Here is a 26,144-nt window from a genome sequence, read left to right on the forward strand (position 1 = left end):
GCTCACCATGCACAACGCCGTGAACGAGGCACTGGCGGACATCCGGGTTGAGCCGGCCGGGAACATCCTGGGCCGCCCTGCGACGGGCACGGCCCCCGCACCCTGGCCCGATGTCCTTGAGCAACTGGAAGCCACCGGCCGCTCCGTCGTCCCGCGCAGCGTCCCCAAGCAGCCGACACGCGAAGTCCTCACCTTCCGATTGCAAGGCACCTTCGGGTTCCTGCTCGATGCGGGGGCCCGCTTCCTGCAGTCCGGATCCCGCGAGGACGCCGAGCGCACCGCGCACGAAGCCCGCACCGTCAAGGCACTGACCGTGGCCCCGCCCCTGCGCCACCATCGCCCGGAGGAGCCGCCGGACGGCGCAACCAGGGAAGAACTCCTCGACCACCGCGTCACCGTCGAGGGCAACGGATTCCTGGCCATGAGCGTCGCCGAGCTCACCGCAGCCCTCGGCCCAGGGCGCAAGGTGCGGGGGTTGATGCCCGCAACGCCGCCCACGGACCCGGAGGCCTACGTCGTCATGTGGAATCGGATCAGCGCGCCCGGGATCATCCTGGCGGGCCTGAACGCGGCCCACACCGACGACGAGCACGGCGCCGCCCTCCTGCAGTCCCACCTCGCCACCGCGGCCCAGGCGCTCGCCCCGGGCCAGGCCAGCCACGAGAGGCGGTAGCAGCCGGCTCGCCGCCGCCCGTACAAGCGCACCCCCGCCGGGAGCCGCCCCTTCGCCCGCGAGGGGCCGCCGATCCGACTAGGGCCTGTGTGATGTCGTGATCAATCTTGCCCATCCGGGTCCGTCTGGAAGGCGGATCCGGTAGGAAGACGATCGTGACGCGCAGGCAACTCACCGACGGACAGTGGAAGTTGATCGAGCCGTTCCTGCCGATAGGCGAGTACGGCCCGTACCCCGAGCGGCTGCGGGATCAGTTCGAGGGGGTGATCTGGCGGTTCAGAACAGGCGCGCAGTGGCGTGAGATGCCGGGCGAGTTCGGGCCCTGGCCGACCGTCTACGGACGCTTCCGAGTCTGGCGCAACGCCGGCGTCTTCACCGCGCTGCTGGAGGGCCTGATCGCCGAAGCCGCCCGCCAGGGCAAGACAGACTTATCCCTGGTCAGCGTGGACTCTACGACGGTCCGCGCTCACCACGACGCCGCCGGGATGATCGTCGGCAAGGACGTCATGGAGGCTCTGGAGGAAGCCGCCGCCGAGCAGGAACAGGCCCGGCAAAAAGGGGCGACGAGGCGGAACAGAACGGGCGGGGCGAAGGAAACGGGCCTGAGCAGGAAGAACGCCGACGCGTCCGCCGCCGACGCAGGCTCCGGCTGAAGGAAGCCCTGCTCGGAAGGTCCCGCGGCGGATTGACCAGCAAGATTCACCTCGCTGCCGACCGCAGGCGTCGGCCTCTGTCGTTCGTTTTGACCGCCGGTCAGGCCGCGGACAGCCCTCAGTTCGTCCCCGTGCTGAAGAAGATCCGCGTCCGTCTGCCGGTCGGTCGGCCCCGCAGCCGGCCGGGCCCGGTGGCTGCGGACAAGGCGTATTCGTCCCGCGCCAACCGCGCTCACCTGCGAAGACGCCGCATCAAGGCGGTCATTCCGGAGAAGAAGGAATAGGCTGCCAACCGTAAGAAGAAGGGCAGCCGGGGCGGTCGTCCCGTCACTTTCGACGCGGGGCTTTACCGTGACCGCAACACCGTCGAGCGACTGATCAACCGGCTGAAGGACTGGCGCGGCATCGCCACACGCTTCGACAAGACGCCCGAGAGCTACCTCGCCGGCCTCGAACTCCGCGCCTCGATGATCTGGCTCGGAGATCTCCTGCAAGCAGCCGATTGATCACGACATCACACAGGCCCTAGGCGGGGGTCACCTCACCGGTCTCCCGCAGCCGGGCGAGCACCTTCTCGGCGAGTCCCGCCCCATTGTCCCGGTCGTAATGACCGACCTCGACCGTGTCCTTGTCGAAGACCAGCTCCAGTGAGTGGCCGCGCAGGTACCGTCCTGTGTGCACGCCGCCGCCCGGCTCGATGTAGGCACGACCCGGCACGGGGAGATCGGTGACGGCCCGCGGTTCCACCGCGTCCAGAATCTCCTGCGCCTCCTGAACCGACAGCTTCGTATGGGCGAGCGGGTCGTGGGCGCCCATCCCGAACGGCTCCGTGTGGTTGAACAGGGCCGCCAACACGGCCGCCCAGTCCAGTCCTTCGATGTTCAGCTTCGTCATGGACGACAGCCTCCCACTCCGGGGCGACCGCGCAGGACTGACTCCCTTGCGATGGGCCGGGATCCCGCCACGGGGTACGACGCCGTAACTGGCGGTGCCGGACCCCGGTCAGTAGCCCCCGCAGGGGCTACCGGCGGTTGCGGCAGTCCAGCACCGTGTCCTGAGCCCCCCGCTTCCCCCTCTCCAAGCCGAGGACTACTGTGCCCACCCCTGCCCCGATGACCACCGTCCCCCATCAGCCCGTCCTGCCGCACACCGGGACCCGGACCATCACCCGCCCCGCAACGCTCGACGACTTCGACGCGGTGAACGCGCTACACGACCGCTGCTCACTCGCGACGCGCTTCGCCCGCTACCAGGCCGCCCGGCGCTCACTGCGCCTCGCCGAGTTCCACCACCTGACCCGCCCCGACCGCAGCCTCACCTGGGTCACCCACCCGGAGGATGATCCGCAGCAGCTCATCGCGACAACCAATCTGGTCCGTACGACCGAGCCCAACACCGCCGAGCTCGGCATCATGATCGAGGACCCGTGGCAGAACCAGGGCCTGGGCACCACGCTGGCTCAGTATGCCCGCGCGCAGGCCCGCGCCTTCGGCTGCTCCTCCATGACTGTCATGACCGGCTCGGACAACGTGCGCATGCTCAAGATCATGAAGACACTCGGCGCCACCCGGCCGGCCATTCACAGCTCCACCGTCGACCTCACGGTCCCCGTCGAGTAGCCCGATGAACCTGAACGAGCAGGCAGAACTCCTCCACCTAACGAGACCGGACGGTGCGCGCCTGGCCGTCTACCGGCGCGAGCCGAGCACCCCACCCGAGGCGACGGTGATCCTGGCGCACGGCTGGTCAGCCTCCGCCGCCGTGTGGGACGACGTGCTTCGCCACCTCCCCGCCGACAACCGGACACGCATCCTCACCTTCGACCAGCGCGGACACGGAGCCTCCACCCCGGGTCACGCCCCGGCGGACATGCACGTGCTGGCCGACGACCTGCAGGCCGTACTGAGCACCTTCAGCCCGGATACCCCGGCGATCGTGACGGCGCACTCGATGGGGGCGATGGCCGCCTTGACGAGCGCCGCGACGGGCGGACACACCACCGACGTGCAGCCGGCCGGCCTGCTGCTGGTGAGCGCCAGCAGCGGCCAGATGGACCTCAGCCTGGCCGGACACCCGCCGATCGCCCGCGTCGTGGGCAGCGCGCGCACCGCCATAGCAGAGGTCTGCACCCGTGCGCCGCGCTCCACCCGCTACCTGCGCGACCTCCTGGCCCCCTCGGCGGCACCGCGGCCGACCACCGACGTGGCGGCCGCCTGGTTCCGGGCCATCATGGATTTCGACGTAGCGGGCCGCCTCACCGCCCTGCGCGACATCCCCGTCCACCTCGTCACGGGAGCGCAGGACCGGGTCATCCCGCCCGTGCACACGTGCCGCCTCGCCGCCGAGCTCGCCCACGCGCGGGTGCACGTGATCGAGGGGGCCACCCACCGGGTTCCGACCGAACAACCAGCCTTACTCGCGATGTTGTTGGCCGATCTGGTGGAGAGCTCTCGCCGCCGACCGGCTGCGTCGCCGAGCGCCGCCGACACCATCCTGCGGGCCGCCGCCCAGCTGCTGTTCCCCAAGCTCGGTACCCCCGGCGCCGGAGGACGCCTCCCCTGGTACGAGCACCGGCTCGCCCGGGGCAGCGCGACCGCGACACGCGTGGGCCGGGAGGAGAGGATCGACATGAGGCAGTAGTGTCATGTCCCGGCAATCGGGGAGGGAGTTGAGCCACATGATGCATATCTCAACGTCCGGGACGCGACGGTGGATGCTGGGCACCGCGGTGTTCGGCGTACTCATCACGGGGTGCAGCAGCGGGGGAGGAGACGGCGGCGACGCGAAGCCGCAGGCCAAGCCGGCGGCTGAGGCGAAGCCGCTCGCCGAAGGCGCCCTACGCCCCCTGCTGCTCACCCAGGCGGACCTCGGATCCGGATACGTCCAGGTCCAAGAGGAACCCGGGGGCGGGAAGTTCGACGACATCTCGGTGCAGGACTGCCCCGCGCTGGAGAAGCTGGGCCAGAGCGGCGAGGAGAACATGTTCGCCGCGAAGGCGGAGGCCAGTTTCACCTACGACCGGGACGCCACGCTGGGCGAGGAAGTGCACAGCGATCGCCCCTCGGTGCTCTCCAGCAAGCTGCGGGAGCTGTTCGGCGCCTACACGTCGTGCCCCACCTACACGATGACGTCGGGCACCACCCCCATCGAGGTGAAGGTGTCCAAGTCGGTCACCCCGGAACTGGGCGACGAACAGTTCGCCTACACCTCGACGATGGAACTGCCCTCCGGGGCGCAGGTACTCAAGACGATGGCGGTCCGCAAGGGCAATGTCGCGGTGATGCTGGTGGGCGCCCCCGCCCTGGTGGACCGCCACATCAAGACCGCCGTCGGCAAGCTCCCCGCAGGCAGCTGACCGAGACCGGCGCCGCGGCGCCGGTCACCGGGCCGGCGCGTTACGCGGCGCTGGGGAACTCCTCCAGGAGCTTGGCTCGCTGGGCGGGCCCCAGGCCCTGGACACGGCGCCCCTCAGGGATGCCCAGTGCGTTCATCGACCGGGTGGCGCGGACCTGGCCGATGCCGGGCAGTGCGGTCAGGAGCTGTCGCACCGGCATGCGGCCGACGACGCTGTCCGCCCGGTCCAGCACCTGGGCGAGTGTCAGGGTTCCGGCCTTGAGGCTCGCCCGCACGGCGCTGCGTGCCTGCCGGGCGAGGATGGCCTTCTGGCGCGCGGCGTCGCGCTCGTCATTGGTGAGGGCGGGAAGGGCCATGGTGTCCTACCTTTCTGGGTGAGATCTCGCGGTCGCGGACCTCGGCAGAGTGGGGCGATCCGCCGGTCGTGGTTCCCGGACGGGGCCGCGACGGGGCGGGGTCTTTCATGAGGGCCGCGCAGTCTCGGGCGACGAGCACCAGGTGGCATCCGCGCTCCGTGAGGGCTCGGGCGAGCGCCGCCCGAGCCCGCAACTGGCCCCGGTGACCCCGGTGGCCGACACGGTTACGCCGCCCGGCGGTAGCGGGGGAGGAGTTCCTCGCGCAGCGAGGCGAAGACGCCGATCGCCGACTCCAGCACGTCGGGGGTGTGCGCGTCCGTACACGCGATCCTCAGCTGGTGGTCCTCGCCGGCGGGCGGCAACACGGCGTTGGTGTACACCCCGTGCTCGATCAGGACGCGATGCGCCGACAGCATCGAAAGCTGGTCGGGGAACCGCACCGGAATGACCGGGCCGGCGCTGCCGACCACGTCGTAGCCCAGCGCGTCCAGGGCCCGGCGCAGGTACTCGGCCGCCGCCAGCACGTCCGGCTCCGCTTCCGCGCGCCGGCGGACCTCTCGCAGCGCAGCGTGCGCGGCCGCGGTGTCGGCCGGACTCAGCCCGGCTGAGAAGATCTGCGGCCGAGAGGTGTGCCGCAGGAAGTCGATCGTCTTGGCATCGGCCAGCACCGCGCCTCCCTGCGACGCCAACGCCTTGCTGAAGGTCAAGGTCATCAGCGGCACCCGGCCCCGCATACCGGCCTGCTCGACCACCCCGCGGCCCCGCCCGAACACTCCCACCCCATGGGCGTCGTCGACCAGCAAGGTGGCACCGAACTCCTCGCACACCGTCACGAGTTCGGCCACCGGAGCCAGGGCGCCCTCCATCGAGAACACCCCGTCCGTGGCGACCAAGGAAGAGGCCGTCGGCGCCGCCGCCAGCTGACGGGCCAGGTCATCGGGGTCGTTGTGCGCGAACGCGCGCACTACCGCGCCGGAGGCTGCCGCCAGCCGGGCGCCGTCGATCAGCGAGGCATGCGCCTTCTCATCCAGGAACACCTGGTCGCCGCGCCCGGCCAGGGCGGACACGACGCCCAGGTTGGTCATGTAGCCCGTGCTGAAGATGAGGGCCGCCTCGTAGCCGAAGAAGTCGGCGAGGTCCGCCTCGAGATTCTCATGCAGATCCAGGTTCCCGTTCAGCAGCCGGGATCCGGTCGCGGACGTCCCGTACAGGGCGATCGCGTCCTGCGCGGCACCGATCACCTGCGCATTCTCGCTCAGCGCACGATAGTTGTTGCTGCCGAGCATGCAGACCTCGGCGCCGTCCAGCACCGCCTGACCGCCCTCGGACGGGCCCTGAAAGGCCGGGTAGAACGGATAGAGCCCAACATCGCGTGCCTCGTCAGCCCGGGCATAGGCACGGCACTTCTCCAGCAGGTCCATCAAGAGGGGTCCGATCTCTATCGCGGGTCGGCCGAGTTCCGCCCCACCCTCACCCCGCCGCACGCCGGACAGGCTCGCCAGAGGAGAACGTCCCACGCCCTGGCCTTGCGATCGCACCCGTCGTTCCGCCCCGCGGGACACAGTCACCGGACCACGGATGCGACCGACCCCCGCGCCTCGCGGCCGACAGCCGGACCACGGTGCCACCCCGCTGGACACCCAAGGCACGGCCCGTGCCACGGAACCGGCGTGAAGATCATCTCCCGCCAGGTGGCGCCACGCGCAGGCGCCCGCCCCGATTCCTTCACGATCACCGCATCCTCAGACGAGCCCGCCCGGCCCCACCGCGCGGCAGACGCAAGCGCACATCTGCGCCTCCCACCCGTCCGCAATTCACTCAAGGTCAAGGAGCAGCGGTGGCCCGTGACAACCGCCCCACCCTCAAGCCCCGCCCTGCTCCGCTCCGGATGCCCGCCGCCTACTGGACGCTTGTGGCCGGCTTCACCATCTGCCGCAGCGGCTGCGTCGTCGTGCCGTTCCTCTCCCTGTACCTGGTGCGCCAGCAGCACTTCAGCGCATCGGACGCGGCCCAGGTCAGTGCCGCCTTCGGGGCGGGATGGGCCATCGGACCCGCCATCGCAGGATGGCTCGCCGACCGCATCGGCCGACGCCGGACCCTCCTGGTAACCCTGTCCGCCGTGACCACGGTGTACCTTCTGCTCCCCGCCCTGCATACGCTCCCCACACTGACCGCCGCCGCGTTCGCCGTCGGCCTCCTCTTCGACGCACCCCGCCCGGCCGTCCTGGCGCTCGTCGCCGACGTGGTGCCCGAGGACGCCCGAGGACGGGCGTACGCCCGCCTCTACTGGGCGTCCAACATCGGCGCAGGCGTGGCCGGTTCTGTCGGAACGGCCATCGCCGACCGGCACATGACCGCGCTCTTCTACGTCGCCGCGTCCTCCAACCTGGCCTTCGCGGTCACCGTGCTGATCCGCAGGATCGGAACAGGCCCACGCCCGACAGCACCCCACAAACGCCCCGACTCCCCGGCCACGGGCTACCAGGCCCTGCTCCGCGACAGGCGGTTCCTCGCACTGACCGGCCTCACGCTCCTGTATCTCTGCTCGTACCAGCAGGTCTTGTTCGGACTGCCCGTGGCCATGGACCACGACGGGCTGAAACCATCGGCCTACGGGATCATCAGCCTCATCAACGCGATCGGCGTCGTCGTCTTCCAGCCTCTCCTGCAACCCTGGATCGACCGCCGTACCCCGCTGGTGGTGTGCGCCACGGGCGCGATCACCCTCGGCCTGGGCATGGGCGGAAACCTCGGCGCCCGCCAGTCCCTCATCGGCTACGGCCTCGCCGCCGCCATCTGGACCCTGGGCGAGGTGCTGTTCTTCAGCAGCATCATGACAGTGGTCGAACGCCTCGCACCCGCCGATGCCCGGGGCCGCTACACCGGCATCTGGGCATCCACGATGGGCATCTCCGCCCTGATCGCCCCCCTCATCAGCTCCGCCGCCCTCGATGCCGGAGGACCGGAACTCATGTGGGCGACGAGTCTCGCCCTGGGGGCCCTCGCCGCCGCCGGCCTTCTCGCGCTGAAGCGGCGCATGGACATCACCCCCACCGTGCCCGACGCCGTGGACCTGGACCTCGCGCCCGGCCGGACGTGACGGTTGCCCAGCTAGGTAGGGCGCTTCCTAGCGTCCCTCGCGCGCCTGCCGGACCGACCGGCGGCACCGATAGCGAGGAACACATGCCTGCCATCACCCGCATCGACCAGATCCCGCCGTCCCACACGATCTTCCCGGCCAGCAGCCACCCCGACCAGCCCGGAGCCGTGCACCACGGCTGGAACACCGGCCGTCAGCTTCTGCTGCACGCCGTGGGAAGCCCTCTGGCCAATCCAATGACGAGCCAGTCCCACCCGCTTCGGCAGGAGGCGATCACGCACCTGCGCGCCCTCACCGAGCACCTAGACGACGCGGCCGGACCGCTGATCCTCGCCCTCCACATCAGCGCCGTCCAACAGCCTCTCGCGGACGCGGACACCACCACCCTGATCCCGCTGATCGGCGAGGCGCTCGCCGACCTGGGCGACTTGGGCGCCCGTGCCCCGCTGCCCGAGCAAATCGACCTGATCGCACGAGCCGTCCGCGCGCTGCAGCCCTGCATGCCCAACTGACCGTCCCCCACCCCCTCACTGCGTGCGGGCCTGACGTACGACCAGCTCAGGGACGAAGCTGTCGGCACGCCCCGCAACGGGGCAATGGCCGCCGACCATCAGCAGCAACTCGGTCCGTCGCGCGGAACGCCGACGGCGAATGCGGATCCACCTCTTGGGACGTCGCGCGGTGGACCGAGTTGCACGCTGGCCAACAGCGACAGGCTCGGATCGCCCCGCCCATCACATGGGCTACTCCACACCAGGGATGTGTGATCCGATGCAGAAGCTCCGCGCAGTCCTCGCCGCCTCCACAGTCGGTGCCGCCGCGATCGCCGGCATGGTCGCGAACGCGCCGACCGCCGCGGCCGCCACCTCCACTTCGCTGTGCGGCTCGACCTACGGCTACGTGGGCAAGCACGCCATGACGAAGGTCTCGGGGAAGGAAGGGCCGCGCACGGGCGGCTACGTGTACGTCTACTACAGCGCCAAGACCAAGAAGAACTGCGCGATATCCAAGCCGGTTCCCGAACTGCGGGGCCAGGCCTGGGGCCTGGGCGTGGGCCTGCACAGCCCCACCTACAAGGACGGCGAGTCCGACGGATACGCGCGCGGGCAGGTCTACACACGATGGGCGGGGCCGGTCTACGTGAAGTCACCGCATGCCTGCATCAACGTGGTCGGAGACATGAACCTCGGTGCGCCCGGCCACGTCCGCGCGCACTACGAGGTCTCGAAGAACGGCGTCCACTGCGGTTGAGCATGGGCTCAGGGGTACCAGCCGTGCTACTCCCCACGCGACTCCCGGCGACCGGCGGACGGCCTTCGCAGGATCCGGCATCCTGGTTTGTCCGCCGGACGACATCCCGGCACGGCTGACCCACAAACCGGCAACGAGGTGCTGTACCGCCCGGCGGAACAACACCCCCGAATCCGGATCCAGGCGGTGAGACGCGAAGCCGCGAGCCCCCCGCTGGCCCGCACAGTCTGCTTGCCTCACCCCATGAACCCGACATGGCGCCGCCCACGCCTTACACCAGGAGGACCCGCGGCCGGCGCGCCCGCCCGATTCGACCAGGTGCTCGCGCGCGCCCGTGCCAACCACCGGGCGGCCCTGGCCACCTATCTACCCGCGGGCTACCCCAACCAGGCCCACAGCCTGCGGATCCTGCACCGCCTTGCCGAAACCACCGACGTGATCGAGCTCGGCTGGCCCTACAGCGAGCCCACGATGGACGGTCCAGTTATCCAACGGGCCGCCGCGCAATCACTCGCCGCCGGATTCCGCGTCCGGCATCTCCTGGAGAGCATCCGGTCCCTGGCCACGTCCCCGGCGAGCGTCCTCGTGATGGCCTACTATCCCCCGCTGTTCAAGTACGGCCTCGAACGGGCCGCGCATGACCTGGCGCAAGCCGGTGCCGCCGGCGTGATCCTGCCCGACCTGCCAATCGAAGAAGCCGACGCGTGGCTTAGCGCGGCCCGGCACGTCGGCCTGCACACGGTGTTCGTCGTCGCCCCCTCGACAACCGACGCACGCCTCGCCCGTATCTGCGCGGCCGCCGGCGGCATGCTGTACGCCCCCGCCGTCGCCGGGGTCACCGGCTCGGCGGGCCCCCTCCACGACGCGCTTCCCACCTTCGTGAAGCGCCTGCGGGCTGCCAGCGACTTGCCCATCGGAGTCGGCATCGGCATCTCCACTCCTGCGCAAGCCCAGGAGGTCAGCCGCATCGCCGACGTCACTATCGTGGGATCCGCCCTCATTCGCGCCATGGAAGCGGCGCATGGGCCCCGGCAGCAAGCCGACGCCGTGGCCAGCCTCGCGCGCACCCTCACCGCAGGGCTCCATCGCCCAGACACTCCGCGAGCCGCAGCGTGACGCGACCGCCGAGCAGAGACACGCCGCGATCGCCCCTCCGGTCTCGTGACCGCGGCGTTCGGAGGTCCTTCCCCTGTAGGTACCCGGAGAAGCCGCCGACGAAGGCGATCTCTTGACAGCCGCACCTGGACTGCCTATCCCCCTGGCCGGTGTACGCCGTCACCCCCGAGGAGGCCATGCCCATGCTCTATGACGACCGAGGTTCCCTCGCCCAGCGCTTGATTCGTGAGATCACCCTAGGGCTGCTGGAGTCTGCGATTTCCGCATCCTCGCTCGCCGTTGCGACCACAAGCGGCACCGCCGCCTATCGAAGCGTGTCGGCACACCACGGCCACTACGTTCGCCTCGCTGCGGGCCTGGCTGCTGCGTTCACCGGCGGAGTGATCACCGACAGCCTGCTCGACATCGTCACCGCCGGAGCGCGTCGGCGCCTGAACGGCAGGGATCCCAGCGAGCCCCAGGCACACCGGGCCGCGATGATGGAGGACTCAGGGCTGGCTCCTCAGAAGAGTAGGAAGAAGGCCGCGGCTGGGTACCAGGGCTCGTTGGTCGATGACGGGCAGCCGCCGCCGCTCGCAGCGCCACGAGAGTCCGCGCACGGGGGAGTGGCCTCGGAAGGCGAGAAAACGGGTGGCGTCACCGACAAGTCCCCGTTTGCTCCGGGCGATGAGGAGGAAGGCGTCGTTGCGTCTCCATCGTCTGCGGGGGATCACGAAGTGGTGCTGCAAGGTTTGCTCACCAACGCTGACGCTGTCCGGTACGCGATCAAGGTGCTGGACAGCACCCATACCCCGAAGATCGTGACGTGGCTCAAGGGGCGTGGACGGGATGTGAACCGCGGCCAGGCGCACAAGATCACTAAGGCGGAAGCTGCCAAGCGCCGGAAGTGCCGCACGCAGAAGGTCACGAGCGCAGCCCCTCCCCGCTGACGACTTGTCCCTGCAGAAGGGATGCGCGCCGCGACAGCGGAGCCGCAGCCCGGGAGCGCGGGCCTCTAACTCCCGTGTGTACGACCGGGACGGTTGTCCCGATCAGCGAGGTGCCGCGACCCTGTTCTGCACACGATCGCGGTCGGCGAAAGAGCCGTCCTGTCCCCCAGGGAAGGTCCGTCGTGAAGCTCTTCGCCCTCGGCCATCGCACTGATGACCCCGCACCCACCGAATCGCCCACGGCCGCAGTAACGGCAGTCAGCTACCTCGCGCGGTACGTGAACCGCGACGCGGTCCCCGCACGGTCTGGCCCCGGTCCCGACTTCGCGCCGATCGGACAACTCTTCTATCTCGACCGCGGGATCAAACTCCGCGAGGCCCACGGCTGGGTCCAGCTGAGGCTGCGCTACCGCTCCGCGTCCGGCCTCGCGGAAGGCGCTACAGCCTGGCTTCCCGAGGCATGGACGAGTCCCTGCGCACCACCGGAACACTGACCGGACCATGCTCAGCGCACTTGGCACCACCCCGGTACGGGCAGTCCAGCCCCCGTGGGAAGACGAGTCGGCGTCATGTGGCAGTGTCGGTGTCCGTTGGAGGCCCGGCGCTCGCCTGGCTGGCACGTCCACCTTCCACGAGGAGATCCCAGTGCCAGAAGCCCACCCCGCCCATGCCGACCTGCCTGCCCTGTACCGGGCCGAGGCCGGCGTGTTCCACGGGCGCTGGACGTTGTCCGTCATCGGCCCGGACTTGGGCGTGGTGGCCGGCCCGAACATCGACCTCGGTCCCGCTGAGGAACTCATCACTGCTCAGCCTGACGATCCGGGGCGCTATCTGATCGCTGTCACCGGCCATGTGCCGACCCTGCCGCGGGAGCGGGCTGCACAAGTCCTTGAGTCGCACGGCTACGTAATCGAGGCAGCTGCCCGCGAAGATGTCAGAACCGACCAGGGTTGGACACAGACTGCCACGTCGTGGTGGACCGCCCCCTGCCAGCCCATCCACAAACACAGTCCGTGACCAACCCGAACGGCCTGGCATGGCAACACGAACCGCATGCTCAAGCGAGGCGGGAGGACAGGACGAGCCGCACCGACGGGGCAGCGCGTTCCAGTTACCGGCCGCCGAGCCGGCCCACCTGCCAGTGCCCGCGGCCCGTGACGTCAACGAACATCGCGTGGGCGGTCAGCACATCCAGGACGGCGGCCATCCGCTCGGTGTGCCCGGCACCGGGGACGGTCTCGCCCAGGCGCTCCACGATCGCCGTGCGCGTCAAGGGCTCCCGGGACCTGACCAGCGTCCGGGCGACCCGGTGCAGCAGCGTGTCGCCGGGCGTCCCCAGCTCCGCCTGCCGCCACCGGTCCTCACCACGGGTGTGCCGCGCGCTGATTTCGGTCCATCGCTTCGAGGCGTGCTCCAGCACCACGGGCAGCGCCGGCTGCCGCTGCGAGGGGACTCGCGGGTGCTTCCGCTGCCGCCAGTAGAGCGCCCCGGCCGCTGCACCCAGCACAGCCGCGGCCGCCAACTTCTTCGGCTCGCTGAGCTGCTCCACCGTCGCTCTCACCAGGTGGCTGGCCAGGTTCGCCAAGACACCGGCCTGCCGCTCCAGGTCGGCCATCCGACCCTCCGTCACCCCCACGTCCCCCAGGGCCGCGCGCAGGGCGACCCAGTCGGCGACCGCGAGCCCGCTGTCGACCAGGTCCGCGTCGGTCCCGATGATGACCACCGGAGCGATCACCCCGGCCAGCAGCAGCATCGGCACATCAGAGGCATCCCGCCCCGCGAGAACCTGAGCCTGCGGCGTCATCGGCAGGCCGGCAGTGTCCACGACGTACAGGACGGGTGCGTACCGGGACTGCCACAGCTCCAGCGCCCGCCCCAGATCGAACCGGCCGCCCTCGTGGTGCCGGTCGGCCAGCACCCGCGGCACCTCCTCCCACACGTGAACCGGGATCAGGCACCGCACCGTCCCCGCCCGCGCCCCGGCGACGAACGACGACGGGGCCAGCCGTCGCGTGGCCGCGATGATGTCCGTCGTCAGCACGGAGGTGTCCAGCAGCGCGCGGCGCAGCGGCCCACGCTGGTACAGGGTGCGCCGTACCGTCGGCGCCAGCTCGCTCATCCGCGCATCGTAGTGCGGGCGTTGGCCGGACGGTGCGGGATTCCGGCGCCGTCCGCAGGCTGCACCAACCCCTCCGGAGAACGCTGAGCCTTACCGCCCACTGTTCCCATGCTTCCCGGCCCCTGACAGGCCCTCGCCGGCCAGCGAGCTTACGACCGGTCTCGGCACAGGCCGCGATGGCACGCGCTCAGCCTTCACTGCGAAGAGACGGACGCCGGCTGCGACGGGGGCACCCCTTGATCATGCCGAGGGAGTCTAGACAGATCCATCGGCTGTCTCTTTGACCTGCCGTGATGCATCTCCCGCCGCGCACGGACCTGACGTGAAACCACCCAAGCCGCGCGGTGCTCCATCGCGGTTGCCGGGCTAACCCCGGCTCCTCCTACCTTCGCCATCGTCGTCGACCCACTCCTTCTCGGCGAGGTCACGCAACGCACCAGGCGGCCGGACACACCGCCACCCACCCCAAACCACCCACCCAACATAAGGATGTGTCATGCCCTCGACAGAAATCGGGCTGGCTGACCCGCGCTTCCTCAACGCCCGCGAAGCGGTCATGCGCACGCTGGCCTCGCAGCACGGCACCACGGACGACATCGCGGCCAACATCGCCCTCAAAGCCGCCCTCGACGCCTACGCAATCCCCTCCGAGTTCTGGCACACCGGTGGCGGCTGCACCGCCCGGTACGTCACCTTCGGACCGGACAGCCAGCTGTCCGAACACCAGCTGCACATCGCCATCACGGACGACGCCTCGGTGGACCACCCCATCGCGCACCACAGCGGATGGCTCGCCATGCGGTACGGCCCGGAATTCGACGGCTACGCCGACAACGAGCTGTACAACCGCGAGTCCCCTCTGACCAACCCCACCCTCGCCGACATGGCGCACGACAGCGCCAGCTGCGCGCGAGCCATCCGGAACTGGCTCGACGGCTCCGCCGCCCAGTGGACCCGCAACGAGGTGAGCCTGGAAGGCATCGCGGGCCCCTACCGCTGCCAGACCCGGCCCGAGCACTGGGACGGATACTGCGCCCCGCGCTTCACCCGCGCCGTGATGCGGAAGATCTGCGCCGACACGCAGACCGCGCACCGCGCTGGCCACTGGAACGCACCGGCCCACTTCGAGGTCGACACCGTGGTGATCGTGACGCCACACGGCCGCACCGAGGTCCTCCCGGACCAGGACGGCCACTACCGCCCCGGAGCTTTTCACTGGCCCTGGACCGAGTACACCGACCGCGACACCGCCGGGATCGACGAATTCGTCCGGACGTTCCGGTGGAACTACGAACGCGAGGCGGACTCCTGGACCGTCCTCGCCGCCGACCACGGATGGCGAGTGAAAGTCATCGGCGTCCTTCCCACCCCCTCGCCCCAGAAGGCCCCGCACATCGCGGACACCCTCTACAACACGCTCTACGAGGCGGCCCTGACCTCCTACCAGGTCACCGCCAACGGCCCGGGCGACGCTGCGGCCGCCGTCCGCGCACACTTCGCGAGCACCCGCGCCGACCGTGACCCGGACGACACCGCCGTGATCTTCGACCTGCCCGGCGTCCACCTGCCCATGCCCCGCCGGTAGCCCCCGGCAACGCCGCGTGGCCGGGCCGATCCGGTCCGGCCCTCCACCGCCCAACCGCCTCCACGACCAAGGAGACCGACGTGAGTACCAAGAACGCCCTGCGCACCATTGACATGATCCGCTGCGCCGGCAAGGCCGCCGACGCCTACCGGACGGCGCAGCACGCCGTCCGAGAAGCACACGACGAGCACGGCGCCGCCCTGGCCCGTCACCACTGGCACGACCACATCCACGCGATGGGCGGAACCGACCGCGCCTCCCCGGCATACTCCACGCTCCTCGCCGCCATTCAGGAGCACCAGGAGGCCGAGCAGAAGGTCCGCAAGGCCGAAGCTCGGCTGCAACGCGCCGCGTCCACGGCCCAGTCGCACCGGCCGGCGCTCAACCGGTACCCGACCGGGCACATCCGGCGACGCGCTACCACCGTGCTCCTGGAGCGCCTGGCCGACCACCCCGTCGACCTGGTCCGAGCCGCCGATTTGATCATCATTCAAACGAGTTCCGGTAAGGACTCACTCGTGGCGATGCACCGTACCGTGGCTGCGGCCAAGGCCGCGGGCTGCCTGCACAAGGTGCGCGTCATGCACTGCGATCTCGGCTCGGAGTGGCCGGGGGTTCCCGAACTGGCCCGGCGCCAAGCCGAGCGCTACGGGATCCCGTTCCTCCTCGTGACCCCCGACGGCGGCTTCCTGGGCATGGTCGAGGACCGCCAGATGTGGCCCGACGCCAAACGCCGGCTCTGCACCTCCGCGCTGAAGCGGGACCCCACCGGCCCCGTCATCACCACCTGGGTGCGGGAGCTCGGCCTCGACCGCCAGGCCATCGTGCTCAACGTGATGGGGGTCCGCGGGGCCGAATCCGCCTCGCGCGCCCTCAAAGCGCGCCTGGCGCTCGATACCCGCACCACGAGCGCCAACCGGCTCGTACTGACCTGGAACATCATCCATGGGCTGTCCGAGCAGGAGGTCTGGCAGGACATCGCCAGCAACGGCCTGGAGTACCACCCCATCTACGACACCGGACTGGAACGCCTGTCCTGCGTCTACTGCGTCCTTGCCGGACCGGAGTGGCTCATCCTCGCCACCCGCGTCTGCTTCGCCCTCGAGCTCCCGCACCCGCAGACCTTCGCCGAGCTCGAGCGACGGATCGGCCACAGCTTCAAGCAGGACTTCACTCTGAACGCCATCATCGCCGCCGCCCGCATGCTCGACGCTCTCGACGGGCCCATTTCCTGGCGCCGCGGCGACGCCGTACGCCGTCACCTCGGGCCGGCTGCGGCCGACCAGTACCTCGCCCTGACCCGCTAAACCCGCCCAACCACCCTGCCCCTACCGCCACCTCACGAAATGAGACCCCGATGACCAGCACCCTGACTGCAACCCCGACTGCGCTGCACGAGATGGCCTACCCCCCGGGCCACAGCCCCATCCTGGAGCCTCCCGAGGGCCCGGACAGCGCACTCGCATGCACCTGCGGCGGCCTGCTCGTACTCAAGCCGGACACCCAGCCCGCCCAGAAGGTCATTTTTGACCTTCACCTGGAGGAGGTCCGGCGCGCATCCCACTCCGACTAGAAATCCGGCCGACCCGGCCGACCTCCACACGCCCCCTGGTAGTGCATCCGAAACCGGTGCACCACCAGGGGGCACCTGCGTGCGGGGGAGGAGCACCCGCCGCCGAGCCTCGGGATCAGAGCAAGTCCGCACATCAGTCGCTTCAGTCGCTTTGCGGGCGTCGTCCGAGGCCGCGGCCGCGGGGTCGGCGACGGCGCCATCCCGGGAGGCGGAACAGCAACCGCGATCGCGAATCCAGGGTGCGGGACAGAACGCCACCCCCGGCTCAGAGGAGCCAGCAGACCCAGCAAGCTCGCCGTGCTCTCACCCACACCACACCGCGAACGGCCAACTACCCCAGGGATCTGCCCAGATGACGTGTCACCGGACCGATCCGCCAGGCCCGACGCCAACACGGCGCGCTCCCGCGTCTGATGTACGGCGTTCCGTAAAAGCACAGGTCAGGTGCGGGTTGCGGCGCTAACCCCCGGGCCCGCCAAGGTCAGCTCACTCGCCCAACTCGGGGCGTCTGACGGCCGATTGGCGGCCGACAGGAAGCACCAACCACTTCATCGGAACAGGAGCACAACGATGCCTGCTGCCCGCAAGACCACCGCCATCGAGCCCACCACCACCGTCCAGCCCACTCCCCGGACGCGACGCAACCGCCGCCTGGCGATCGGCGGAGCCATCGTGGCCACCCTCACTCTCACCCTGGCCGGGTGTGGCGACAAGTTCGCCGAGCCCTTCAAGGACGCGCCGCGCTCCGGCAACGATAACGGTGCGCCGATGGACCTGATCAGGATGGCCGACGGCTTCTCGAACGTCGGTTCCAAGTGCGATGGGCCCAACCGGGTCTACGTCGTCTACCACGGGGACAACAAGTACGGGTCGCTCGCCGTGGTAGCGAACGACCCGAGGTGCACCAAGTGACCCACCGTTCACGAAGGCGCCGCCGCGATCGTTCCTGGATCGCTGACCTCGTCGAGGGCGTGGTCGAGGCCATCGTCAGCATCTGGAAGAACTGACACCCCGCGCAGTGCCCCGGTCGCCGGAACCCCTTGGCGACCGGGGCACCGCCATGCCCGGCCCCGGCCCGCTCGCAGTGCAGCGGGCTGGGGCCCCCTTGTCGCCCTTGCCGTCGAGTTGACTACGGTCCCGCCACCCGGCCGCCCTCGTCGGCTCCGAGACCGGGGCCGTACGCGCACAACCGCGGCTTCGATTGGAGAGGATGTACCCATGCGCGTGCCGTGCCCCGAGTGCAAGAACCCGCTCGACCTCGAAGAGACCGGAAGCAGGTTCTACTGCACAACCGACTGGTGCGCTGCCTTCGGAATGGAGACGCCCGTCTGGCGCGCCCTTGAGGCCGCCGACCTGGCAGCACCGACGCCGGCCGGTCTACCGCGCCCCGTGCATCACGGCCTCCCGGTCCCCTGGGTTGCTCCACGCGCAGCAGGCAAGGGCAAGGTCTGGTGGCGCGCACTTGATGCCCGACGTCTCGCGGAGGCGCAGAACCGCTGGCTGTGTCAAGGATGCGGTCTCCCACTGGACGAGGAGGCATGGGTGTTGGCCACCCCTGAGGGGCAGGTACTCCAGGCCGCGCTCCATGAGTCCTGCAAGGACACGGCGAGGGAGTTCTGCCCCCACCTGTCCAGCGACGCAACCAGGGCGACCCCCCGCCTGATCACCCTGGACCAGTTGTCGACCGACGGACGTCCCGTAGCTGAGGCAGCGCCTTCCGACCCGGACTTCCTCCATCAGTGGGAGCTGGAGATGGATGGCCATCGCGAGTAACGCGCCTCGGCCACGACCAGCGCTTCATCCCTGTACGAAAGTTCCGCGGCCCGCCTGATCACCAGGCGGACCGTTCACACGTCTCCGCGCCCTGCCCACTGCCCTAGCTGCTGAGCAACTGCCCGTGTCGTTGCTCGCGTTCCGCCTGGCGGACCGGCCGCGCGAAAAGGCGTGGCAGCCCGCGGGAGGGACCGGCCCACCGCCACCCACCTGGCCTTTTCCGTTCCTACGGTCGATCAGAGCACGGCACGGCAACGGTCAACTGCGGCGCGAGCATGGTGGGTTGCGGGGCTAACCCGCCCATCTCTCACGGTTCCGGAGTCAAGCCGCAGCCAGGCGCCCATCGGTGCGAGCGCGGCACCCGTTCACCAGAACAGGACTCCTATGATCAACATGAAGAAGGGCGACGCCCCCGTCTCCCTGATCAAGACCACCGGCGTGACCGCCCGCATGACGTGGAGCAGCCACACCGACTACGACCTGTACGCCATCGTGTTCCGGACCAACGGCGATGTGGAGTACGTCGCCACCTTCGGCGCTCGCGGCGTCCCGGCACAGATGAGCACCGCCGACGGTGCAGTCAAGCACCTGGGCGACGTGGGTCGAGGAGCGCAGGGCGTCGCCGAGGAGACCATCGAGATCACGCTCAACGACTCAATCCGCGCCGTGGTTCCGGTCGCCTACTCGGCCCAGTCCAACGGGACCGGCAGCTTCTACCGGTACCGCGTCACCCTGGAGATCGACAACGGTGTGGCCGGTGACAAGGTCGTCATCGCGGCCGAGAACGCCAACAACGACGACAGGGTCTACTCGTGCGTCCCGGGAATGATCGAGAACGCCCAGGACTCCGTACTCATCCACGCTCTGGAGCAGTACTCGGGGCGCGGATCCGAGAAGCGGCCCACCGTGAAGCTGCGGCGCAGCGGCCTGCTGCGCAAGGGGGCTGAGACCATCGAGGTTGCGATGGACGAAGGTCCGCGAAACGACTACAAGTAGGTGTAGTTGGGCGAACTCCTCCGCCCCTCTCTCAGCCTCGACCTACATGCCTGCGAACCGTGGCCTCCGGGCCGGTCCCACGCGGACCGGCTCGGAGGCCACACGCCGTTCCCATGGTTGCCTGGCTAGGGGGCCACGCCTCCACGCTCGCCCGTATCGGCCGCGCACACGGCGCGGCCTACAGTTCCGAGCGGAGACCGCCATGCCGTACGCCCCCTGGGTGCTGGACACCCTTGCCGCCTACAACTCTCCTGTCCTGCATCCCGACACGCTGCCCGAGCAGTGGGACGAGCTCTTTGCCAGCGCGCCTCCGCTGACCTGGGATGACTTGGAAAAGCTCCTTGCCGCTGCCCAGAGCGCGCGGGTCACGTGGGCCGAGCCCCTTCTGGTCTGGCCCGACGCAGCCGATGCCCGATACGCGCTGATCACCTACGACCTCCCCGACGGATCACGTCGCGCCTCGCTGTCCGAGGACATCGACTTCTTCGCACCGCCCACGGAGCGACCGACTTGGGGAGATGTGATCGTCTGGAGCCTGGCCGACATCCGCGAGGCGGGTGAACGGCTGGCCCGCACCGACCTGGCTCTCCAGCGTTTGGCGGTCGAGGCGGCGGCAACCATCACCTCCTGGGAGAGCGATCGAGCACGCCTCCTCGCGGACGAAGGCATGGAGGCGGACGAGGAGCCGGAGGACGCCTCCTGCCTCGACGACGCTATCCGCCCGTACGAGAAGGACGCCATGAATGTCCTGCACGCCCTCGCGCACCTGTCTGCCGGCCGCTGCCCTGTGTGCCAGCTGACCGAGTGCGACACCAAGGGCGAGCAGCCAATCGCCCTGTGTCGCTGCGGTCGGCACCACACCGCTCACGCGCCCTCGGGCGAGTGCACCTCGTTCCGCGTCGCCACTCGCTGATCGCCCAACGCCCGGCCATCCGCACTTCCAGCGCCGCCCTGCGCCCCCGGACGCGGAGGCGGCGATGGGTCTCTCGGCCCGCTTGCCACCAGGTGGCGGTAAGCGGGCCGTAGCTATTCCCGGCCGCTGTGAGCCGAGCAGTTGCGTGCCTTGGCCCGGGCTCACCCACCGTTCGGACAGCCGTCCGAGCTGAGCCCAGAGGCCCGCTCACGGCACCCCGGCCCGCCACCCGCGCCCGGGGACCGCCCCTTGAGGAGCTGAGAACTCATGACGAAAGCCCCGGCTGGCCGCCACACCACCGGCACGTCGGCCCGCGTCGGCCGCCTGATGCGCAACGCGGGCGCCGTCGCCCGCGCAGCCTGGCAGGGCTGCCCCGAGGAAGGACTCCCGCCCGTACGGAAACTGCGGCGGCCGGGCTGGCTGGGCCAGGTGCGTATCTCAGGCGAGCACACCGACCCCTGCGAGGTGCAGGCCGGAACCGAGACGGTCGCAGACTGGCGCACCGCCTACACCGCCCACGGAGGCAAGGACCCGGTCGCGAACGAGTACTTCGGGCTCCCCGAGGACCTCTTCGACCCCGACGACGACGGTGCCCTGGACCGCGCGGTGGACGCCATCGCCCACCTGCCGGTCGTGCTGCTCAGCGGCCTGTACGACGGAATGGAAGACGGTCTCGCCCGGACCAAGGCACAGCACGCGGGCGGCACGGACGGCTGGGACCTCATCGAGGCGTACGTCCGGCTCGGTCTGGTGCCCCCGGCCAACGTCCTGTACCTGCCGCACCAGGCGGACCCGGAACGCACCGAGCGACTGACCGCCTACCTGATCGCGGCGTACCTGCATGGGGCGTGCCGTCAGGCGGCCGGGCAACTGCGCTACGACGCCCGCATGACGCGGCGGCTCCTTTCCCTGCCCTGCACCCCGGCCGCCTCCCACCGCGCGGGGGAGTGACCATGTCCAACCAGACCGAGCGCGACACCCTGGGCGAGTTGCTATTCCGAGAGTTCGGCGCCTACGCCGCAGCTCTGGAGGAGCACGGCGAGGACTGGGCGCACGCCTGGCCCTCGGCCACGTGGCCGCCTCACTCCCCGCTGGCCGCCCTGCAGGGCCGGTTCGCCGTGGCCCGCGAGGCCGCGGCAGCAGTCGGCGTCGAGCCCAGCGACGCCGCCATCACCGAGGAGCACCAGGTGCGCCGGGAATACCGGGCGATGTTCCCTGATGGACCACCGGCCCTCATCGGCTGATCCGGCGCCCGCCCCCACTCCAGCCCCGGCCTGCCTCTCCACGTGGCAGACCGGGGCCCGCGCGTCTGTCCGGCCCTGGGCCAAGGCTCCGGGCCGGGCACGGATGGTTGCGCCGCTTGCCCAGCCGCTCCGCAGGTTGCCCCTGCCGGACTCACCCGAGCCCGAGGCACGCAGCCGTCTTCGCAGGAGCGGACATGTTCTTCCACCCGCGGCCCGCCCGCACCACCCACAATGTGCAGCCCACCGCGCTCGCCTTCGCCGAGTTCACCGCCGATAACCCCCATCTCCACCTCGACTCGGTACAGATGGGCGCTGGAAAGGTGACCGTCCACCTGCACGGCACGCACGCCCTCGAACACCTCGCACACTGGGAGGAAGTCCTGGGCAACTGCGCCCGCAGCAGCGACAGCTTCCCCAGCTCGTACAGCTCGCGCCTTCACTACACGGAGCGCCGCACGGCGGTGGTCGCGGGCATCGCGTTCGAAGCCGTCGCCTTCCACGACGGCCCCGGCGCGTACGACCCACACCAGATGGTCCGCACCGCCACTTCCCCGATGGCTCTCGCCATCCGCACGGACACCGGTGAGATTCCGGTCCGGTCGAGCGGCGCCGCCCGCCGCTGTGCCGTGGCCCTTGGCGTCACGGCGGCCCTGGCAGTCACCGCGGCCGCCATCAGCCGGCGAGGGAAGGCGTCCGGCCTGTCGCGCGCACTGGTGAACCGCTGACCGAAGCTATGCGCCGCACGTCGGCCGACCGACACGACGCGCCGTACCGCCCGCCAGCCCGCCCCTACCCATGGGGGCGGGCTGGTGGGCATCTGTGCAGGCGGACACCGAGGCCGCGGGCAGTTGCGCGGGTAGCAAGGGGCGGCACCACGGTGCTCCGCACGGAGCCGGGTGGCCGGCGCCGCACAGAGCAACCGACCCCTTGGAGCTGAACTGCCATGGCCGCGCCCACGGTCCGTCCCCGCGTGATCATCGTGTCGTGCGGGGGACGCAAGAGCACGACCGAACAGCCGGTACCCGCAGGTGAGCTGTACTGCGGCAGCTACCACGTGGCCCTGCGCCGCGCGGCCGACGCGCTCGCCGGCCAGGCCGCCCGCACGGCTCGCGTGCTGATTTTGTCTGCTCTCCACGGCTTCGTCGCCCTGGACGAGCTCATTGCGCCCTACGACCTCCGCCTGGGGGACGAGGGCTCGGTCACCGGCGAGAAGCTCCGCCAGCAGGCCGCCGACCTGGGTGTTCTCCACGCTGACGTCACCGTCCTGGGCCCCCGTGCGTACGTCGAAGCCTGTCGTTCCGTATGGCCGGAGCTGACCGACTCGCTTGCGGGGACACGTGGCATCGGTGAGCAGCTCGCCAAGCTGGCTGACATCTACGCCCCCAGCCGCCGCTCCCTGACCCCGAAATCCTCCGCCCGCCCGGACGACGGCACGGGCACCAGCAGCCTCATCGAGGAGATCGAGCGCCGGGCGGACACGCGCCAGAACGTGGACGAGCAACGAACAGCCCGCAAGCGGGCGCGCTACGCCACCTACTCCCGGCTCCTCATCGAGCACGCCGGCCGGGCGCACGGCACCCTCACCTTCCCCGGCGACGTAGCCAAGAGCGCTGCGCGCGCCGGAGCTGCCCGTCGCTTCGCCGCCCTCTACCGCGTCCAGGTGCACGGGCGTCCCGACGATGCCCGCACCGTGGACGTACACGGCACACCCCGCGACGTCGCACGCTTCCTGTCCGCGCTCCCGCGCGTCCTGGAGAAGACCGAGTCCAGAGCCTCCGAGTCCGCCCGCCTGTACGGACGCTGGGAGCGCCACTCCACCGCCCGCCCCCACTTGGCCGACATGCCCACCGCCCAACGCCGGGCCCACGCCCGCGACTTCCGCGCTGCAGCCTTCCAGGTGGTGGTCGACATCCTCCTCGACTGTCCAGAGACCGTCCCCGAAGCCACCGATGGCCTTCCTCCGTGGGACCAGGTCTACCCCCTGGCCGCAGGCATCGCCCATTACTACTGGTTCGATCCCGCTGCCCTCGCCGACCCCGACGAAACCGCGCGCATCCTCGCGACCGCAGAACGCCGCCACGTCACGACCCCGGCCGCGCCGTAACCACCACTCCCGAGAACGGCGTAGAGACGTTGCCCGGCTAGCCGCCTGCCCAAGCACCGTCCTTCCAACCACCGGGCCACCACGGCCCCGGACACCCGACGCCTACGAACCCCCTGGAAGGACCGCCATGGCATCGAGCACTTCCCACTCCCACGCCGCCACCACGGCGCCAGCCACCCACGACCGAGCACTCCTCACCGACTTCCTCAACCGGTGCACGACCGCGCTGGTCGACCAACCGGGCGCGGACGCCCGCGTCCTCAGCATCCTGCATGACCAGCTGGAGACCGCTCTTCGCGAGCAGCGGGTTCCCCCGGTCCTTTCCTGGACCGAGCACGTCACCCACCCCGGCACGCAGCCCGGCCCCACGGTCATCCACCTCACCGACTCCACGGCAGGCAAATACGCGCTCCACCTCGACGACGACCTGCGCGAGGCTCTCGGCCTGATGCTGATCGAGCCGCCGGACCCCGACGAGGTGGCCGCCGAAAACGCCGACCTGGACGAGCCGGACGGCCCCCTGCTCGAGGACGAGACCGCCGCCGCCCTGTTCACCTACCTCGTCAACGAATCCGAGGCCTGGCAGTCCGGCACGGCCCACCACGTGTCGACCCTTACCGAGCCAGAGGCCCTCGACTACCTCCTGGCGCGCGGCCCCCTGCGCCCGCACGAGAACCGCGCACTGATCACTGCTATCCGGCTCCTGCACCCCGAGCGCTTCGGTCCCGCCTGAGCCGACCAACCCGACTCCGCCCACTCCCGACGCGACGCCGGCCCGCGCACCACGGCGCGGGCCGACGCTGCTCGCCCACATCACCAGGACTCCACCCCGATGACCGACACCTCAACCAACGTCACCCCCTCGCCCTATCAGGGCGAGCTGCTGATTGCCGCGCTGACAGACCGCGCTCACCGCCTGCCCCCCGATGCCAAGGCGGCCACCCTCGACCTCATGCGCCGCCGGCAATGGATCCGCGAGCACCGAGCCGACGGCCGCTTCCTGGGAACCGGCACCGAACCCACGGGTCCCACCCACTTCCGCCTCTCCCACGCAGGTGTCCGCATGGCGAAGAGGCACCAGCGGATCCAGCTCACCAGGACCCACACGATCGGAACGATCGCCGCCTACCAACCGGCGGGCGCCAAGCGCTACCAGGACATCGTGGCCGTGCAGAGCCGTCCTGATGCCGACGGCAATGTGAAGGTCCTCAGCGGCCAGTTCCGCAAGCTCATCACCGTCGCGCTCACCGACCTCAGACCCGCTCCACCTGCGGCTCTGGCGCCAGGAGAGCTAACCGACACCTGGGCCGTCATGGACCAGCACGGCACCTGGCTGCTGATCGTCGAGGGCACTACCTACAGTGCCGCCCACCGTGCCGCGCGGCGCGCCGCCGCCCGCGCACCGGAGGCAAAGGCCCGCTCCCTGCGCGGTGTCGACTTCCTGTACCGCCGCCTCCGCAGCGGTGAGATTCCGCCCAACTTCGCCGAACTGCACGCCGCTGTCGTCCGAAGCGCCTAGGCGGTTTCGTTTGGATCACCTAGCGGACCAGAGGAAAATGCCTGCCACGTGCAGTCCGGCCAGGTAAATCGTGGCTGTCTTCTCGTAGCGAGTGGCGATGCCGCGCCACTGCTTGAGGCGGTTGATGCATCGTTCGACGGTGTTGCGCTGCCTGTATGCCTCGCGGTCGAAGGCGGGCGGCCTGCCGCCACGACGGCCACGACGCAGCCGATGGCTCTGCTGGTCCGCCGGAACCGGGATGACGGCTCGGATGCCGCGCCGTCGCAGGTGTTCACGGATGGCGCGTGACGAGTAGGCCTTGTCGGCCAGGACGACCTCTGGTCGGGTCCGGGGCCGTCCTCCTCGTTCGCGGGGGACCCGGAGGCGGGCCATTACGTCCGGGAAGGCAGGCGCGTCACCAGCCTGCCCAGCCGTGAGGTGAAAGGCCAGGGGGCGGCAGTTTCCGTCGGCTGCGAGGTGGATCTTTGTCGTCAGTCCGCCGCGGGAGCGTCCGATGGCGTGGTCGGTCGGTTCGCCGGCCGGGGCCCCTTTTTACGGGCTCCGGCCGCGTGCTGATGAGCACGCACGATCGTGGAGTCCACCGAGACAGCCCAGTTCAGATCCTCATCGGTATCCGCCTGAGCCAAGAGCGCGGTGAACACGCGCTCCCAGGTGCCGTCGACCGCCCACATCCGCAGCCGGTTGTAGACACCACGCCAGTTGCCATACCTCTCCGGCAGGTGCACCCACTGCGATCCGGTCTGAAACTTCCATGCGATCGCGTCGATCACCTCGCGATGGTCCCGCCACCGGCCACCACGCTTCGGCGTCCGATCCGGAAGCAACGGCTCAATCCGCGCCCACTGCGCGTCAGTCAACGGCACACCCGGACCAACGATCAGCCAGA

28 protein-coding genes and 1 pseudogene are annotated in these 26,144 nt (G+C 70.1%); 24 read left to right on the forward strand and 5 right to left on the reverse strand.

What is annotated here, in order from left to right; genetic code table 11:
* The first annotated feature begins 7 nt into the window (after positions 1 to 7).
* Both ABZ404_RS28170 and ABZ404_RS28175 read left to right on the forward strand, forming a co-directional pair.
* Complete coding sequence (locus ABZ404_RS28170; RefSeq protein ID WP_358833154.1) at positions 8 to 673, forward strand: hypothetical protein; 666 nt, start codon at positions 8 to 10, stop codon at positions 671 to 673.
* Positions 674 to 828: 155 nt separating this feature from the next.
* Positions 829 to 1,832, forward strand: a pseudogene (locus tag ABZ404_RS28175) (IS5 family transposase).
* 19 nt (positions 1,833 to 1,851) lie between these two features.
* On the opposite strand, the gene ABZ404_RS28180 reads toward ABZ404_RS28175, so the two are convergent.
* The gene (locus ABZ404_RS28180) at positions 1,852 to 2,220 is read right to left on the reverse strand and encodes a hypothetical protein (RefSeq protein WP_358833153.1); all 369 of its coding nucleotides are present in this window, start codon (positions 2,218 to 2,220) and stop codon (positions 1,852 to 1,854) included.
* A gap of 218 nt (positions 2,221 to 2,438) precedes the next feature.
* On the opposite strand from ABZ404_RS28180, the gene ABZ404_RS28185 reads away from it, so the two are divergent.
* The 3 genes from ABZ404_RS28185 to ABZ404_RS28195 are packed head-to-tail and all read left to right on the forward strand — an operon-like array spanning position 2,439 to position 4,681.
* Positions 2,439 to 2,945, forward strand: coding sequence for a GNAT family protein (locus ABZ404_RS28185; protein WP_358833152.1), 507 nt, complete (start codon positions 2,439 to 2,441; stop codon positions 2,943 to 2,945).
* A gap of 4 nt (positions 2,946 to 2,949) precedes the next feature.
* Positions 2,950 to 3,966 carry an alpha/beta fold hydrolase gene (locus tag ABZ404_RS28190; RefSeq protein ID WP_358833151.1) on the forward strand — a complete coding sequence of 339 codons (1,017 nt, stop codon included), beginning with the start codon at positions 2,950 to 2,952 and terminating at the stop codon, positions 3,964 to 3,966.
* Between the two features lie 37 nt (positions 3,967 to 4,003).
* Positions 4,004 to 4,681 carry a hypothetical protein gene (locus ABZ404_RS28195; RefSeq protein WP_358833150.1) on the forward strand — a complete coding sequence of 226 codons (678 nt, stop codon included), beginning with the start codon at positions 4,004 to 4,006 and terminating at the stop codon, positions 4,679 to 4,681.
* Positions 4,682 to 4,721: 40 nt separating this feature from the next.
* Here ABZ404_RS28195 and mihF read toward each other — a convergent pair whose 3' ends face one another.
* Both mihF and ABZ404_RS28205 read right to left on the reverse strand, forming a co-directional pair.
* Positions 4,722 to 5,036, reverse strand: a complete 315-nt coding sequence (gene mihF / locus ABZ404_RS28200; RefSeq protein ID WP_358833149.1) for an integration host factor, actinobacterial type — start codon at positions 5,034 to 5,036, stop codon at positions 4,722 to 4,724.
* Positions 5,037 to 5,260: 224 nt separating this feature from the next.
* Positions 5,261 to 6,457, reverse strand: a complete 1,197-nt coding sequence (locus ABZ404_RS28205; protein WP_358833148.1) for an aminotransferase class I/II-fold pyridoxal phosphate-dependent enzyme — start codon at positions 6,455 to 6,457, stop codon at positions 5,261 to 5,263.
* Positions 6,458 to 6,873: 416 nt separating this feature from the next.
* Between ABZ404_RS28205 and ABZ404_RS28210 the strand changes: the two genes are divergently transcribed.
* From ABZ404_RS28210 to ABZ404_RS28235, 6 genes are all read left to right on the forward strand, one after another.
* Positions 6,874 to 8,136: an MFS transporter gene (locus tag ABZ404_RS28210; RefSeq protein ID WP_358833147.1), complete on the forward strand. Its 1,263-nt coding sequence runs from the start codon at positions 6,874 to 6,876 to the stop codon at positions 8,134 to 8,136.
* A gap of 83 nt (positions 8,137 to 8,219) precedes the next feature.
* Positions 8,220 to 8,648 (forward strand): hypothetical protein, encoded by a 429-nt coding sequence (locus ABZ404_RS28215; RefSeq protein ID WP_358833146.1) that lies wholly within the window; start codon positions 8,220 to 8,222, stop codon positions 8,646 to 8,648.
* A 259-nt stretch (positions 8,649 to 8,907) separates the two neighbouring features.
* Entirely contained in the window at positions 8,908 to 9,387 is a 480-nt protein-coding gene (locus tag ABZ404_RS28220; RefSeq protein ID WP_358833145.1) for a hypothetical protein, read from the forward strand.
* Between the two features lie 318 nt (positions 9,388 to 9,705).
* The gene (gene trpA / locus ABZ404_RS28225) at positions 9,706 to 10,503 is read left to right on the forward strand and encodes a tryptophan synthase subunit alpha (protein ID WP_358833144.1); all 798 of its coding nucleotides are present in this window, start codon (positions 9,706 to 9,708) and stop codon (positions 10,501 to 10,503) included.
* Positions 10,504 to 10,685: 182 nt separating this feature from the next.
* On the forward strand, positions 10,686 to 11,432 hold the full coding sequence (locus tag ABZ404_RS28230; RefSeq protein ID WP_358833143.1) for a hypothetical protein: 747 nt from the start codon (positions 10,686 to 10,688) through the stop codon (positions 11,430 to 11,432).
* A 645-nt stretch (positions 11,433 to 12,077) separates the two neighbouring features.
* Positions 12,078 to 12,449 (forward strand): hypothetical protein, encoded by a 372-nt coding sequence (locus tag ABZ404_RS28235; RefSeq protein ID WP_358833142.1) that lies wholly within the window; start codon positions 12,078 to 12,080, stop codon positions 12,447 to 12,449.
* Between the two features lie 94 nt (positions 12,450 to 12,543).
* Here ABZ404_RS28235 and ABZ404_RS28240 read toward each other — a convergent pair whose 3' ends face one another.
* Positions 12,544 to 13,551 carry a PIN domain-containing protein gene (locus tag ABZ404_RS28240; RefSeq protein ID WP_358833141.1) on the reverse strand — a complete coding sequence of 336 codons (1,008 nt, stop codon included), beginning with the start codon at positions 13,549 to 13,551 and terminating at the stop codon, positions 12,544 to 12,546.
* Positions 13,552 to 14,047: 496 nt separating this feature from the next.
* Between ABZ404_RS28240 and ABZ404_RS28245 the strand changes: the two genes are divergently transcribed.
* The 13 genes from ABZ404_RS28245 to ABZ404_RS28305 all read left to right on the forward strand — a co-directional run bounded on the left by ABZ404_RS28245 (position 14,048) and on the right by ABZ404_RS28305 (position 25,258).
* Entirely contained in the window at positions 14,048 to 15,136 is a 1,089-nt protein-coding gene (locus ABZ404_RS28245; protein WP_358833140.1) for a hypothetical protein, read from the forward strand.
* Positions 15,137 to 15,216: 80 nt separating this feature from the next.
* A complete protein-coding gene (locus ABZ404_RS28250) occupies positions 15,217 to 16,443 on the forward strand; it encodes a phosphoadenosine phosphosulfate reductase family protein (RefSeq protein ID WP_358833139.1) in 1,227 nt (408 codons plus the stop codon).
* 50 nt (positions 16,444 to 16,493) lie between these two features.
* Positions 16,494 to 16,709 (forward strand): hypothetical protein, encoded by a 216-nt coding sequence (locus ABZ404_RS28255; RefSeq protein ID WP_358833138.1) that lies wholly within the window; start codon positions 16,494 to 16,496, stop codon positions 16,707 to 16,709.
* A 570-nt stretch (positions 16,710 to 17,279) separates the two neighbouring features.
* Positions 17,280 to 17,621 (forward strand): hypothetical protein, encoded by a 342-nt coding sequence (locus ABZ404_RS28260; protein ID WP_358833137.1) that lies wholly within the window; start codon positions 17,280 to 17,282, stop codon positions 17,619 to 17,621.
* Positions 17,622 to 18,251: 630 nt separating this feature from the next.
* Entirely contained in the window at positions 18,252 to 18,482 is a 231-nt protein-coding gene (locus tag ABZ404_RS28265) for a hypothetical protein (protein WP_358836581.1), read from the forward strand.
* 384 nt (positions 18,483 to 18,866) lie between these two features.
* A complete protein-coding gene (locus ABZ404_RS28270; RefSeq protein WP_358836582.1) occupies positions 18,867 to 19,478 on the forward strand; it encodes a hypothetical protein in 612 nt (203 codons plus the stop codon).
* Between the two features lie 202 nt (positions 19,479 to 19,680).
* Entirely contained in the window at positions 19,681 to 20,391 is a 711-nt protein-coding gene (locus ABZ404_RS28275) for a hypothetical protein (RefSeq protein WP_358836583.1), read from the forward strand.
* Positions 20,392 to 20,658: 267 nt separating this feature from the next.
* Positions 20,659 to 21,342: a hypothetical protein gene (locus ABZ404_RS28280; RefSeq protein ID WP_358836584.1), complete on the forward strand. Its 684-nt coding sequence runs from the start codon at positions 20,659 to 20,661 to the stop codon at positions 21,340 to 21,342.
* A 2-nt stretch (positions 21,343 to 21,344) separates the two neighbouring features.
* Positions 21,345 to 21,635, forward strand: coding sequence for a hypothetical protein (locus tag ABZ404_RS28285; protein ID WP_358836585.1), 291 nt, complete (start codon positions 21,345 to 21,347; stop codon positions 21,633 to 21,635).
* A gap of 194 nt (positions 21,636 to 21,829) precedes the next feature.
* The gene (locus ABZ404_RS28290) at positions 21,830 to 22,360 is read left to right on the forward strand and encodes a hypothetical protein (protein ID WP_358836586.1); all 531 of its coding nucleotides are present in this window, start codon (positions 21,830 to 21,832) and stop codon (positions 22,358 to 22,360) included.
* Positions 22,361 to 22,578: 218 nt separating this feature from the next.
* Positions 22,579 to 23,739, forward strand: a complete 1,161-nt coding sequence (locus ABZ404_RS28295; protein WP_358836587.1) for a DUF6884 domain-containing protein — start codon at positions 22,579 to 22,581, stop codon at positions 23,737 to 23,739.
* A gap of 127 nt (positions 23,740 to 23,866) precedes the next feature.
* Complete coding sequence (locus ABZ404_RS28300) at positions 23,867 to 24,472, forward strand: hypothetical protein (RefSeq protein ID WP_358836588.1); 606 nt, start codon at positions 23,867 to 23,869, stop codon at positions 24,470 to 24,472.
* A 99-nt stretch (positions 24,473 to 24,571) separates the two neighbouring features.
* Positions 24,572 to 25,258, forward strand: a complete 687-nt coding sequence (locus ABZ404_RS28305) for a hypothetical protein (protein ID WP_358836589.1) — start codon at positions 24,572 to 24,574, stop codon at positions 25,256 to 25,258.
* Between the two features lie 15 nt (positions 25,259 to 25,273).
* On the opposite strand, the gene ABZ404_RS28310 is transcribed toward ABZ404_RS28305, so the two are convergent.
* Positions 25,274 to 26,136, reverse strand: a protein-coding gene (locus ABZ404_RS28310) for an IS5 family transposase (protein ID WP_358836591.1) whose coding sequence is annotated in 2 segments (ribosomal slippage) — positions 25,274 to 25,788 and positions 25,788 to 26,136 — 864 coding nt in all. Because the reading frame shifts where the segments join, the coding sequence is not laid out codon by codon here.
* Positions 26,137 to 26,144: the final 8 nt, after the last annotated feature.

Origin of the sequence: Streptomyces sp. NPDC005878, from assembly GCF_040629815.1 — a bacterium.
Classification (GTDB): domain Bacteria; phylum Actinomycetota; class Actinomycetes; order Streptomycetales; family Streptomycetaceae; genus Streptomyces.